The organism is Pedobacter sp. MC2016-24 (assembly GCF_015223055.1).
Lineage (GTDB): Bacteria > Bacteroidota > Bacteroidia > Sphingobacteriales > Sphingobacteriaceae > Pedobacter.
Genome location: NZ_JADFBX010000011.1, coordinates 38,170 through 51,818, shown reverse-complemented (window position 1 = coordinate 51,818; position 13,649 = coordinate 38,170). Strand labels below are relative to the sequence as shown.

Annotated in this window: 7 protein-coding genes; 6 read left to right on the top strand and 1 reads right to left on the bottom strand. The window is 44.8% G+C overall.

Going from position 1 to position 13,649, the window contains the following annotated elements:
- Positions 1–36: 36 nt before the first annotated feature.
- Both IM797_RS20765 and IM797_RS20760 read left to right on the top strand, forming a co-directional pair.
- Positions 37–7,764, top strand: a complete 7,728-nt coding sequence (locus IM797_RS20765) for an MBG domain-containing protein (protein WP_194129112.1) — start codon at positions 37–39, stop codon at positions 7,762–7,764.
- 77 nt (positions 7,765–7,841) lie between these two features.
- A complete protein-coding gene (locus tag IM797_RS20760) occupies positions 7,842–8,750 on the top strand; it encodes a PorP/SprF family type IX secretion system membrane protein (RefSeq protein ID WP_194129111.1) in 909 nt (302 codons plus the stop codon).
- A gap of 71 nt (positions 8,751–8,821) precedes the next feature.
- Here IM797_RS20760 and IM797_RS20755 read toward each other — a convergent pair whose 3' ends face one another.
- A complete protein-coding gene (locus IM797_RS20755; protein WP_194129110.1) occupies positions 8,822–9,625 on the bottom strand; it encodes a hypothetical protein in 804 nt (267 codons plus the stop codon).
- A 477-nt stretch (positions 9,626–10,102) separates the two neighbouring features.
- On the opposite strand from IM797_RS20755, the gene IM797_RS20750 reads away from it, so the two are divergent.
- The 4 genes from IM797_RS20750 to IM797_RS20735 are packed head-to-tail and all read left to right on the top strand — an operon-like array spanning position 10,103 to position 13,644.
- Entirely contained in the window at positions 10,103–11,179 is a 1,077-nt protein-coding gene (locus tag IM797_RS20750) for a PKD domain-containing protein (protein WP_194129109.1), read from the top strand.
- 46 nt (positions 11,180–11,225) lie between these two features.
- Complete coding sequence (gene ispE / locus IM797_RS20745) at positions 11,226–12,029, top strand: 4-(cytidine 5'-diphospho)-2-C-methyl-D-erythritol kinase (protein ID WP_194129108.1); 804 nt, start codon at positions 11,226–11,228, stop codon at positions 12,027–12,029.
- 26 nt (positions 12,030–12,055) lie between these two features.
- Positions 12,056–12,472 carry an OsmC family protein gene (locus IM797_RS20740; protein WP_194129107.1) on the top strand — a complete coding sequence of 139 codons (417 nt, stop codon included), beginning with the start codon at positions 12,056–12,058 and terminating at the stop codon, positions 12,470–12,472.
- Positions 12,473–12,477: 5 nt separating this feature from the next.
- Positions 12,478–13,644 carry an O-succinylhomoserine sulfhydrylase gene (locus tag IM797_RS20735; RefSeq protein WP_194129106.1) on the top strand — a complete coding sequence of 389 codons (1,167 nt, stop codon included), beginning with the start codon at positions 12,478–12,480 and terminating at the stop codon, positions 13,642–13,644.
- Positions 13,645–13,649 lie beyond the last annotated feature (5 nt).

Genomic DNA, 13,649 nt, shown 5'->3' with positions numbered 1-13,649 from the left:
AATAAATGATATCAAAAAATACTAAATAAGCGGCATATGAAAATAAAACTACTCGTATTGTTTCTAACCCTCTGCATGCCTTTCATGGTCAATGCACAGTTTGTAGAAGCATTTGAAAGTGCTACAGCAGGTAGCTCTACTTTCACCAGTAATGGCCAGGCCTTTACCATCACCAGCGTGACTGGTGGCGTTTTTAAGGTCGACGGAAGCTATCCGGGGACCGGTTGGAACGGAACCGGACCAGATGATCGATACATCGATAATGATGGATCTGCCACTACTTTACCCACAAGTTTCAAAATAAGCAGTGCCACTGCTTTTAGGGTCAATAGTTTTTGGATATACCTGTCAGACATTGTGAATGATGTAAATGTGACCGGCGTACTGACCGTTACAGGTTCTTACAATGGTGTTACACAATTTACAGCGACTTCAACTGCTGGTTTTAACAATACATCTGCAGTAACAAATAACGGTTTTACATCGATCGATCTGTCTACTTTCGGTGGTGCAGATAATTCAGTGAAAAATGTTGATGCCATCACCATTTCTACCACAGGAAATTTTAATTATTTAGCACTTGACGCGTTAAAATGGTCGGGTGCTCTTGCACCTTCAATTACGGCACAGCCTGTGAACAGCGCAATCTGTCCGGCAGGTAGTACCAGCTTTTCAATAACGACCACCAATGCCTATACCTATCAATGGCAGGTCGATACCGGAAGTGGTTTTACCAATATTACAAATGGAGGCGTATATAGTAATGCGACAACAGCTACCTTACTGATTACGGGAGCGACAACAGGTATGGATAACTATAAGTATAGATGTCTTGCTACCGGAGTTCCGGCATTTGCCGCGGCTACTTCAAATGCAGCTACGCTGACGATCAATCCTACACCTACCATTACCACTGAACCCGCTAATACAACAGTTTTAACTGGAAATAATACCACCATAACAGCCGTGGCCGCTAATGCGACAAGCTATCAATGGCAGGTAAATACGGGGTCAGGGTTTAGTAATGTTGCAAATGCTGCTCCTTATTCCGGGGCTACAACAACTACATTAACCATAACCAATGCGGTACTGAGCATGAACGGTTATCTTTATCGCATTGTGGCAACAGGGGCATGTGCCCCGCCTAAGACATCCAATAGTGCGACATTGACGGTTAGCAATTCTTCCATTAGTGCCACAGGAACACTGGGCACGATGTCTACTACTTTTGGAACGAGTTCTTCATCTCAGCAAATTTCAGTTTCCGGATCTAATTTAACAGCAGGTGTATTGGTTACGCCGCCGACTGGTTTTGAGGTGAGTACCGACAATACCACTTTTACGCCAACTGTAACGGTAGGTGCAGCAGGTACTTTACCTTCAACGCCTGTGTATGTACGGTTAAGCAGCACTGCTGCTGCAGGTACTTATCCTGGAAATGTTCAGCTGAGCAGTACCGGAGCGGCAACTGTAAACGTATCAACCACTACCAGTGGCGCAAATGTAATCAGTCCTGCACCATTAACCATTACAGCTAATGCTGCAAGCAAAACTTATGGCCAGGTATTGACTGGCGCGGCCGGCTCAGCCGCTTTCACGCTTTCCAGCGGAAGTCTGAAAAATGGAAATACATTAAATACGGTAACACTGGCTTATACCAATGGTGCTGTAGCCACTTCGGCTGTAAACACTTATGCCGGAGTAATCGTTCCTTCAGCTTTGACAGGAGCTAATGGATTTCTGGCCAGTAATTATGCCATCACCTATGTGGCTGGCGATTTAACGGTAAACCAGGCAACGCTTACGATAGCAGCTAATAATGCTACGAAAACTTACGGACAAAGTCTGACCACTGTAACAGGGGCTACAACATTTAGTCCTACCGGTTTGCAAAATTCGGAAACGATTGGAAGTGTGTCCATCAGCTATGGAGCAGGCGCTGCTGCAACAGCTGGTGCCGATAATTATGTTGGATCGGTAACTGCCAGTGCGGCAACCGGGGGAACTTTTAATGCGGCCAACTATTCGATTACTTATACTGCTGGCAACATTGTCGTGAGCCCAGCGCTTTTAACAATAACCGCGACAGGGCCTGTTAAACATTTTGGTGAAGCATTAAGTGCGGGTTCGAGTACCTCTAATTTTAGCACAAGCACATTGCAAAATGGAGAAACGATCGCAAGCGTAACTTTAACCCCTGATGTTGCTGGTCAGACTGCAAGCACACCGGCAGGAAGTGCCTACGTAGTTACACCTTCATTGGCAGTTGGTGCAAACGGATTTTTAGCAAATAATTATACGATAACCTATGTACCTTACCTGGGTACAGTTGCAAAAGCATCACAGACCATCACCTTGTCGGCTTTTAGTCCGGCTGTATATGGCGATGCAGATATTGATCCGGGGGCGACAAGTAGCAGTACATTACCTGTAACTTACAGCAGCAGCGATCCATTAGTGGCAACCATTGTTTCCGGGAAAGTACACATCGTTGCAAAAGGTACAGTTACGATTTCTGCAAACCAGGCTGGAAATGCCAATTATGACGCTGCTCCACAAGTTCAGCAGGTTTTAACCATTGCGACAAAACCAATTACGGTTACTGCTTCTGCCAGAACCAAGACTTACGGTGACGCAGTGACTTTTGCAGGTACTGAATTTACAGCTCCTGGTTTAATCAATGGCAATACCATTACTGGTGTTACTTTAAACAGTACAGGTGCAGCTGCAACGGCTACTGTTGCCGGTTCGACTTATCCGATCGTAGCCTCGGCAGCGGTTGGTACTGGTTTGAGTAATTACGCAATTACTTATGCAGATGGCGCGTTAACTGTAACACCTAGAGCCCTGGTTGTAGTGAATACCGACCGCTCTAAAGCTTATGGCGATGTACTGACCAATACTGACTTTACAGGAAGCATCACCGGAATTCAAAATGGTGATAACATTACATTGAGCCGTAACAGTACAGGCGCAGTAGCTACTGCAGTTGCAGGCGCAACTTATCCGATTGTAGCTACGCTTGCGGATCCTGATGGTAAACTGGGTAATTATACGGTAAGTAACCCTAATGGGGTGTTGACCGTAACTCAGAAAACACTGACCATTACGGCTGCTGCAAGAACCAAAACTTATGGCGATGCAGTGACTTTTGACGGTACTGAATTTACAGCGACTGGCTTGATCAATGGCAATACCGTTACTGGTGTTACTTTAAGCAGTACAGGCGCAGCTGCAACAGCTACAGTTGCCGGTTCGACTTATCCGATTGTGGCTTCGGCGGCTGTTGGTACTGGTCTGACAAACTATGCGATTACTTATGCTGATGGTGCTTTAACAGTAACGCCTAAAGCCCTGGTTGTGGTCAATACCGACCGCTCCAAAGTTTATGGTGATGTATTGACCAACACCGACTTTACAGGCAGCATCACCGGTATTGTCAACAGCGACAACATTACCCTGACCCGTAACAGTACGGGAGCGGTAGCTACTGCTGCTATAGGTTCAACTTACCCGATTGTGGCTACGCTTGCGGATCCTGATGGTAAACTGGGTAACTATACGGTAAGTAACCCAAATGGAGTTTTGACCGTTACTCAGAAAACACTGACCATTACCGCTGCTGCCAGAACCAAAACTTATGGCGATGCCGTAACTTTTGCAGGTACTGAATTTACAGCATCCGGTTTGATCAATGGCAATACCATTACCGGAGTAACTTTAAGCAGTACAGGTGCAGCTGCAACAGCGACAGTTGCAGGTTCAACTTATCCGATTGTGGCCTCGGCCGCTGCGGGTACTGGTTTGAACAATTATAACATTACTTATGTTGATGGTGCTTTAACAGTAACGCCTAGAGCCCTGGTTGTGGTGAATAACAACCGTTCCAAAGCTTATGGCGATGTACTGACCAATGCCGACTTTACAGGTAGCATCACCGGAATTCAAAATAGCGACAACATTACCTTAAGCCGTAACAGTACAGGGGCAGCAGCAACGGCAGTTGCAGGCACACCGTATCCGATTGTGGCTACGCTTGTGGATCCTGATGGTAAACTGGGTAATTATACGGTAAGTAACCCAGATGGGGTATTGACCGTGACTCAAAAAACACTGACCATTACCGCTGCTGCAAGAACCAAAATTTATGGCGATGCCGTAACTTTTGCAGGTACTGAATTTACAGCGACCGGTTTGATCAATGGCAATACCGTTACTGGTGTTACTTTAAGCAGTACAGGTGCTGCGGCAACAGCTACGGTTGCAGGTTCAACTTATCCAATTGTAGCCTCGGCTGCTGCGGGTACTGGGTTGAACAACTACACCATCACTTATGTCGATGGCGCTTTAACGGTAACGCCTAGAGCCCTGGTTGTAGTGAATACCGACCGCTCAAAAGTTTATGGCGATGTGTTAAGCAATGCTGACTTCGCAGGAAGCATCACCGGAACTCAAAATGGTGATAACATTACCCTGACCCGTAACAGTACAGGAGCGGTAGCAACTGCAGTTGCAGGCGCAACGTATCCGATTGTGGCTACGCTTGCGGATCCTGATGGTAAACTGGGTAATTATACGGTAAGTAACCCAAATGGGGTTTTGACCGTAACTCAGAAAACATTGACTATTACCGCTGCTGCAAGAACCAAAACGTATGGTGATGCAGTAACTTTTGCCGGTACTGAATTTACAGCGACCGGTTTAATTAATGGCAATACGGTTACCGGTGTTACTTTAAGTAGTACAGGTGCTGCTGCCACAGCAACAGTTGCAGGTTCAACTTATCCGATCGTGGCCTCGGCTGCTGCGGGTACTGGTTTGACTAATTATAACATTACTTATGTGGATGGTGCTTTAACCGTAACACCTAAAGCACTGGCTGTGGTGAATAACAACCGCTCCAAAGTTTATGGCGATGTACTGACCAATACCGACTTTACAGGTAGCATCACCGGTATTGTCAACAGCGACAACATTACCCTGACCCGTAACAGTACAGGAGCGGTAGCTACTGCAGCTATAGGCTCTACTTACCCGATTGTGGCTACGCTTGCCGATCCTGATGGTAAGCTGGGCAATTATACGCTGAGCAATCCAAATGGTGTATTGACCGTGACTCAGAAAACACTGACCATTACTGCTGCTGCCAGAACCAAAACTTACGGCGATGGGGTAACTTTTGCAGGTACTGAATTTACATCGACCGGTTTGATCAATGGCAATACCATTACCGGAGTTACCTTAACGAGTACGGGTGCTGTGGCAACAGCCACAGTTGCTGGTTCAACTTATCCGATCGTAGCCTCGGCTGCTGCGGGTACCGGTTTGAACAATTATAACATTACTTATGTTAATGGCGCTTTAACGGTAACGCCTAGAGCCCTGATTGTAGTGAATACCGACCGCTCGAAAGTTTATGGCGACGTATTGACCAATGCTGACTTCGCGGGAAGCATTACAGGAATCCAAAATGGTGATAACATTACCCTGACCCGTAACAGTACAGGAGCTGTGGCAACTGCAGCTGTGGGTGCAACGTATCCGATTGTAGCTACGCTTGCCGATCCTGATGGTAAACTGGGTAATTATACGGTAAGTAACCCAAATGGGGTTTTGACCGTTACTCAGAAAACACTGACGGTTACTGCTGCTGCAAGAACCAAAACTTATGGTGATGCAGTGACTTTTGCCGGTACTGAATTTACAGCGACCGGTTTGATCAACGGCAATACGGTTACCGGCGTTACTTTAAACAGTACGGGTGCTGCGGCAACAGCTACGGTTGCAGGTTCGACTTATCCAATCGTTCCATCAGCAGCTACTGGTACTGGTCTGGCCAACTATGCTGTTACTTATGTAAATGGTGCTTTAACTGTAACACCTAAAGCCCTGGCTGTTGTCAACAACAACCGCGCTAAAGTTTATGGTGACGTGCTGACCAATGCCGACTTTACAGGTAGCATCACAGGTATTGTCAACAGCGACAACATTACGCTGACCCGTAACAGTACAGGAGCAGTAGCAACCGCAGTTACCGGAACTACTTATCCAATTGTAGCTACGCTTGCAGATCCTGATGGTAAACTGGCTAACTATTCACTCAGCAATCCAAATGGTGTGTTAACCGTGACTCAAAAAGCCCTGAGCATTGCTGCTACGGCAAGAACCAAAACTTATGGTGATGCTGTGGTCTTTGCGGGTACTGAGTTTACAGCTACAGGCCTGATCAATGGCAATACCGTTACAGGCGTTACGCTAACCAGTACAGGTGCTGCGGCAACTGCAACAGTTGCAGGCTCTACTTATCCAATTGTTGTTTCGGCAGCGACCGGTAACGGGCTTAGCAATTATGTCATCAGTTATACCAACAGTGTGTTAACTGTAAACAGAAAAGCGCTGGTCATCACCGCAGATAACAAAGAGAAATTTGCAGGTACGGTTAACCCGGCATTAACGGTTAGCTATTCTGGATTTGTGAATGCTGAAGGTGCCGCTGTATTAACTACATTACCAACCATTACAACTACCGCATTGACAAGCAGTCCGATTGGCGATTATCCGATTAAAGCGACTGGAGCTGCGGCAGCAAATTACACCATCAGCTATGTGGATGGTATACTGAAAATTAAACCTGGAGCACCAACCAGTGTGAACCTGGCGGCTGTAACTTTGTTTGAAAACAGCCCGATCGGAACAAACGCTGGTACATTGAGCAGCACCTCTGACGATCCTGCAGCAACCTTTACTTATACCCTGGTTGCCGGAACGGGAGATACTGACAATGCTTCATTTGCGATTTCAGGAACGGCTGTTAATTCTGCTGCAGTTTTAGATTACGAAACTAAAGCAAGCTATAGCATCCGCGTGAGAAGCACTACACAATACGGATTCTCACTGGATAAAGTGATTACCATCAATCTGACGGATGTAAATGAGATTCCGACACTGGCGGCAATTGCCAATCAAACCATTTGCTATACCCGCAGCAATCAAAACGTGGCGCTGACAGGTATCAGTGCTGGTCCTGAGACCTCGCAAACGACTACTTTATCGGTAAGCAGCAGCAATGCAAACTTGTTTGACCGTTTAACAGTATCGGGTACCGGTGCAACAGGAACCCTGGTTTATCAGGCCAAAACCGGTGCTGCAGGAACTGCTACAGTTACCGTAACGGTTAAAGACAATGGCGGTACAGCAAATGGCGGTGTAGATACTTACAGCCGTACTTTTGTGATTACGGTGAATGCATTGCCTGTATTGAGCATCAACAGTGATAAAGGCATAGAGATCAGTAAAGGTGAAACGGTGTTCTTAACCGCTACCGGTGCTGCTACTTATGCATGGGCGACAGACAATAGCGTAATTGGTGCGGTGAATGCTGCAACCTTACAGGTTAGGCCAAGACAAACCACTACTTATACCGTTACAGGTACCAATGCGAGTGGTTGCAGCGAAACGAAAAGCTTTACCATTACTGTACTGGATGATTTGGCCAAGATTAAAGCGACCAATATCCTGACCCCGAATGGTGATGGTTATAATGACAAGTGGATCATTGACAACATCGATTTCTATCCAAATAATGAAGTGAAAGTGTTTGACAAGGCCGGACGTTTGGTGTTTGCTAAGAAAAGCTATGACAATAGCTGGGATGGAACATATAACGGTACCGCATTGTCAGAAGGTACTTATTATTACATCATTGATTTTGGAACAGGCAGACAAGTGTTTAAAGGTTTCATCACTGTAGTTAGAGATAATTAAAAAGTAGTTAAATAATACGATCGTCATCCTGAATGTATTTCAGGATGACAAACTAAATAGAAACATATAAAAGACATATGAAAACTACATATAAAATATTTGCCTTAATTGCTGGTGTGACCTTATTGGGGATGTCGGCGAAAGCACAACTTAATCCGTTGTCGGCTCAATATTATAACAACCAATACCTGATTAATCCGGCTTTTGCGGGTGCTAAAGAAGATTCGAAAGCCATGCAGGGTTTAAAGGTAAACGCCGCGTACCGCAAACTCTGGAGCAATGTACCTGGAGCACCTTTAACCCAGAACCTGACGGTTGATTATGGCACTGGCCGGGTTGGTTTGGGTTTAACAGTGAATAATGAAAGTGCGGGGTTGCAAAGGCAGACCCGTGTGCTGGGAAGTTATGCTTACCACCTGCCTTTAAGCAGTGGCAATCAGCAATTGCATTTTGGCGTGTCATTGGGTTTTATGAGTCAGCGCTTAGAGAATGCAGATATTTACGGTAATCCAAGTGATCCGATGGTGGGGCAGTACAATGACCGCAAAACCTATCTGGATGGTGATTTTGGTGTGGCTTATACGTCTGATCATTTGAGTGTACAGGCTTCCATTCCGAACCTTAAAAGCGTATTGAAGAAAGATGTGATCAAACTGGCCGACGTGGCTACATTTTATTCGGCGATTAGTTACCGGATCGGAATTTCTGAAGGTGCTGAAGGGATTGAGGCAGAACCTAAGGTTACTTACCGTGGGGTGAAAGGTTTTGATAACATCTGGGATGCCGGTGCGCAGGTGAGTATCGCCGACAGGCAGGCTTTTCTTATGGCCATGTACCACAGTACAGAGAATGCTACTTTTGGTTTGGGTATGAATTTTAAGCGCAGGTACCTGATCAGTGGAACTTATACCACGCAGACTTCCGCTTTGAGCAGCTATACCAATGGTAGTTTTGAATTGAATTTAAGAGTAGGTTTCGGTAAGTAAACTGGAAACATGACATAAAAAAAAGGTCAGTGCATTTGCACTGACCTTTTTTTTATGTTTTTATACCGGGTTTATTTAAATTCCTTAATGTCGACAATCCGGTTGCTGTCGCTGAATTTTAAAAAGTTAATGCCTTTTTTATTCTTTGCCCATCGAAAGTTGCTGGCAATCCAACTGTTTCTTTCGGCGTCTGACTGAGGTGCGGGTTTGGAGAATTTTTCATCGGAAACCTCATCACTTGGATAATTTACCTGGTATAAAGATGATGGGGTCAGGAAAACTAAAGTTGATTTATCCGGTGAATTCAGGATAAACTCGCCCTGTATTCTTTCTTCAGGATTTTGTCTTTTGATGAGGTAAACGTTTGCGTTGACATTGGTGATGAAGAAATCATTGTTCACCAGGTAACCTGTTCTGCCCATTTTGTTGATGCCTGTGGTATATTTTGTATCTTCTTTTCCTTTTGATGGTCTGTACAGACTCACCACGTCCAGTTTGCCATTTTTTAAAGCAATTAAATAAGCTGGAGCTGTCAAGCCTGAGTTGTCGGCCAGCTGGACCAGGATTGCTGTTCTCTGGGTGTTTACAAATTGAGCAGAGGAAAACTGATCAGCTGCTGAATTGGCATCGGCCTTATTGATTTGAATTTTTACTAGCGTGTCTTTGAATTTTACGTTAAACGCTTCTTTGGCTTCGCTGGTATTCTTGTCTTTTTTTGAAAGGATCGTAAAAAGGCTGTCCTTGCCTTCAATGGATTCATTGAATTTTTCATTGGCTGTTAATACCCTTGGGGTATAGGTGGCAGTAATTTCTTGTTGCTGGCAACTGAATAAAAGTACGGATAGACCGAGGGTATACAATAATTGCTTCATCATATTGGTTAGGGTATGTTTTGTTTTTTTTTGCAAAAGTAAACACATCAGTTCAACTTTTAATATAAAAATCCAAACAACCACAATGGAATTTTGTGCGCATGACCAATTTCTATTTCATCAGCTGCAACAAAAGATTTTTCTAAGTGCTTTACTTGTTTATTGGTCTTATTTTTACCTCCAATTTCAAAAGTGTATCCTTTAAAGCTAAAATCACCTTCTTCGGCATAATTGAGCGGTACCAGGTAACCAACCTGGTTGATGAAGAAACTCTCGCGCCTATTCCCTTTGTATCTGGATATAAATTTTTAATCATCCGCAAATCTGCGAGGTAGTGTATAAATTGCATCAGGCTATTAAAATTGTTATTTGTAAACAGCATTTTTACAAATCGCCGGATTTCCGGAGAGCGGGCAGACAGTTCAGGTTGCGGGAAATAAAAGGATATTTTATGTTAGCTTCCCATAAAAAAACAATGTGATGAGGTGTCTGTTTAATGGTTTGCTGCTTTCTTTTTTGCTGACTGCTGCTGGCGTTGCTGCCCAGGAAACGCGGTCTTACCAGGTATTTCAATTTCCGGCAGACCGGATTCCGGGCATTGACGGGAAAACTGACGATTGGAAGATTGTGCCGGATAGCTATACTGTAGGGATGGATCAGTTGTGGGACGACAGTAAGAAACATCCGGTGGCTGATCCTGCCAATCTGAATGTTAAAGTTAAAGTGGGCTGGGTGAAAGGCATGAACCGGCTTTACTTTTTGTACGAGGCCTACGACAATTACTGGGATTTTTCTTTGCCCGACTTGCACAACGATATTTTTGAAGTGGTGGTAGATGGAGACCGGTCTGGCGGGCCATTTATTGATCGTTTTCATCCCAACAAAGAATTGAGCCTGATGGAGGCTTATTTTTCTTTTCATGGGGTACACGCGCAGAATTACCACATTTTTACACCTGCCGAGGGCAAGGATTGGGCCATGCTCTGGGGGCCGCAATCCTGGCTTAAAGATCTGCCTTATGCCAATTCGGCTTCAAATTATAAGTTTAAACCTGGAGAAGGGGGCAAATACACCCTGGAATTTTGGATCACTCCTTTTGATTATGCGAGTGCCAGGGGCCCTGCTTGTTCTACGGAATCTCTACTAACTGAAGGCAAGGATATTGGCCTGAGCTGGGCCGTGATTGATTACGATGATGTAAACGCCAAGGCGCATAAGGGGTTTTGGAATTTGTCCAAAGAACATACCATGTATGGTAATGCTTCGTATCTGCTGCCTTTTCGGCTGATGCCTTTGGAGCCGCAGTTTAAAAAGCAGCTGGAAGCAAACTGGTCGTTTAAGGTCCTGGATATGGATCGCCGTATGGTGGCTTTTAAAGATGAATCTACCGGTAAGGTCAATTCCTGGAAATGGGATTTTGGTGATGGTACAACTTCTGAGGAACAGCATCCGGTTCACAGTTACCAGTTGCCCGATCATTATGTGGTGACTCTTTGGGTTAGCGGGCCTGATGGGAAGGCAAAACGCACAAAAGTATGGGATGTAGCTGTTAAATAGTCTGCTGATTTAGTAAGTTTGCCGCAGAACGATAAACTCTGCACACATGCTTGCATTTGCCAATGCCAAGATTAACCTTGGCTTACATGTTACCGAAAAAAGGGCCGACGGCTATCACAATCTGGAAACCGTATTTTATCCGGTTAAATTGTACGATGTGCTGGAGCTTACAGATGCGGCAGTGACCAGTTGTGTTGTGGGTGGTACTGCGGTTCCCGGAAATCCGGAAGATAACATTTGCCTGAAAGCTTATCATTTGCTTCAAAAAGATTTCGATCTTCCTGCACAGCAGATTTCCCTGTTGAAAAATATTCCGGTCGGGGCGGGCCTGGGGGGCGGCTCTGCTGATGCCGCTTTTTTGATCAGGTTGCTGAACGATAAATTTAAACTGGGAATCCCTGTAGCCGGAATGGAGGATTATGCGCGGCAGCTTGGCGCCGACTGTGCTTTCTTTATTCAGAATAAACCGGTTTATGCATTTGGTAAGGGCGATGAGTTTTCGGAAATTTCACTGGATCTGTCAGCCTATTGTCTGGTTTTGGTAAAACCTGATATCCACGTTTCTACAGCAGATGCTTATGCCGGAATAAAGCCTATAATTCCTAGTAGATCGGTAAAAGATTTAATACATTTGCCATTGAAAGACTGGGAATTGAATTTGAAGAACGATTTTGAAAAAACGGTGTTTTCTAAATATCCGCAGATTGAACAAATCAAAATGAAGCTTTACCAGGCAGGTGCAATATATGCCGCGATGAGCGGTAGCGGTTCTGCTGTTTTTGCGATTTTTGAACAGCAGGTCAGTTTGCCGGACCTGGAAAAAGACCATCAGGTGTTTTACAACGTTTAATTCCTTTAACACAATAGATACTGATCATGGAGATTAATTTAGTACGTAAAAGCGGGAAATTTAATTTTGAAGCAGAGAACTCAGGTGGCTTTACTGTAGACCTGGATGCTAAACCGGAAATAGGTGGCGAAGGTAAGGGGTTCAGACCTATGGAGATGTTGCTGATTGGCCTTGGTGGCTGCAGTGGCATTGATATGGTCAATGTGCTGACCAAACAAAAAGAACCACTTGACGATGTGAAAATCAGCATCAAAGCGACACGTAAAGACCAGGAAATGCCGCCAATATTTGATGTAATCAATATACATTTTGATTTGTACGGTGCTTTAAGCGTACAAAAAGTAGAACGCGCCCTGGCCATGACTTTCGAGAAATATTGTTCTGTTTCCAATATTCTGGAGCGTTCGGCAACCCTTAACTATACCTATACCATTCATCAATAATAAAAATGCAAGAAGACCATTTCGAAACCCTGGCTATCCGTTTACAAGCCGAAAGAACCCAATTTAAAGAGCATTCTGTGCCTTTGTACTTAACCTCAAGTTATAAGTTTGATGACGCGGAGGACATGCGTGCTTTGTTTGCCAATGAAAAAGAAGGCAATGTGTACAGCCGTTATGCCAATCCGAATACTACAGAATTAATTGATAAAATGGCTGTACTGGAAGGTGCGGAGAGTGGCTGGGCAACAGCTTCGGGAATGGCTGCCATATTTACAACGTTTGCCGCTTTTTTGAAATCGGGAGATCACGTGGTGTCCAGTCGTTCGGTTTTTGGTTCTACACATCAGCTGCTAAGCAATGTTTTCTCCAAATGGGGCGTAACCTATACGTATGCTGATCTGGATAAACCGGAACAGTGGGAGCAGGCGATTCAGCCAAATACTAAAATGATTTTTGTTGAAACGCCTTCTAATCCGGGAATTGATATTATTGACCTGGAGTGGCTGGCTAATCTCTCCAAAAAACACAACCAGCTGCTGGTGGTGGATAACTGCTTTGCAACGCCTTACCTGCAGCAACCCATTAAACTGGGCGCTGATATTTCCATTCACTCGGCTACCAAGTTTATTGACGGACAGGGCAGGACCCTTGGGGGGATAATTTTAGGTTCTAAAAATTTAATTTTAGAGATTGAAGGCTTTGCCCGTCATAGCGGACCGGCAATGTCACCTTTCAATGCCTGGTTGTTATCGAAGAGTTTAGAGACGCTGGCTGTGCGCATGGACAGGCATTGTGAAAATGCTTTAAAAGTAGCTGAGTTTTTAGAAGGGCATTCCAGCATCAAAAAGGTAATGTATCCGTTTTTGCCTTCTCATCCGCAGTATGCGATTGCTAAAAAACAAATGAAACAGGGTGGCGGTATTGTAACCCTGGTGATTGAAGGTGGTGTTGCAGCTGCAAGCCGGTTTATGGACAAGTTGAAAATGTTCTCCATTTCGGCGAACCTGGGAGATACCCGTTCCATTGCCACACATCCTGCAACGAGCACACATTCCAAGCTGACCGAAGAACAACGTTTGGAAGTCGGTATTGAGCAGGGTACAATTCGCTTGTCCATCGGATTGGAACATGTCGACGATATCCTTGCTGACATCACCCAGGCCCTGGCTTAATTGAT

Bases quoted from the DNA above. Each gene is read 5' to 3' on its own strand.
- IM797_RS20740 (WP_194129107.1), top strand. From the start codon at position 12,056: ATGGAGATTAATTTAGTACGTAAAAGCGGGAAATTTAATTTTGAAGCA.
- ispE (WP_194129108.1), top strand. From the start codon at position 11,226: ATGCTTGCATTTGCCAATGCCAAGATTAACCTTGGCTTACATGTTACC.
- IM797_RS20765 (WP_194129112.1), top strand. From the start codon at position 37: ATGAAAATAAAACTACTCGTATTGTTTCTAACCCTCTGCATGCCTTTC.
- IM797_RS20760 (WP_194129111.1), top strand. From the start codon at position 7,842: ATGAAAACTACATATAAAATATTTGCCTTAATTGCTGGTGTGACCTTA.
- IM797_RS20750 (WP_194129109.1), top strand. From the start codon at position 10,103: ATGAGGTGTCTGTTTAATGGTTTGCTGCTTTCTTTTTTGCTGACTGCT.
- IM797_RS20735 (WP_194129106.1), top strand. From the start codon at position 12,478: ATGCAAGAAGACCATTTCGAAACCCTGGCTATCCGTTTACAAGCCGAA.
- IM797_RS20755 (WP_194129110.1), bottom strand. From the start codon at position 9,625: ATGATGAAGCAATTATTGTATACCCTCGGTCTATCCGTACTTTTATTC.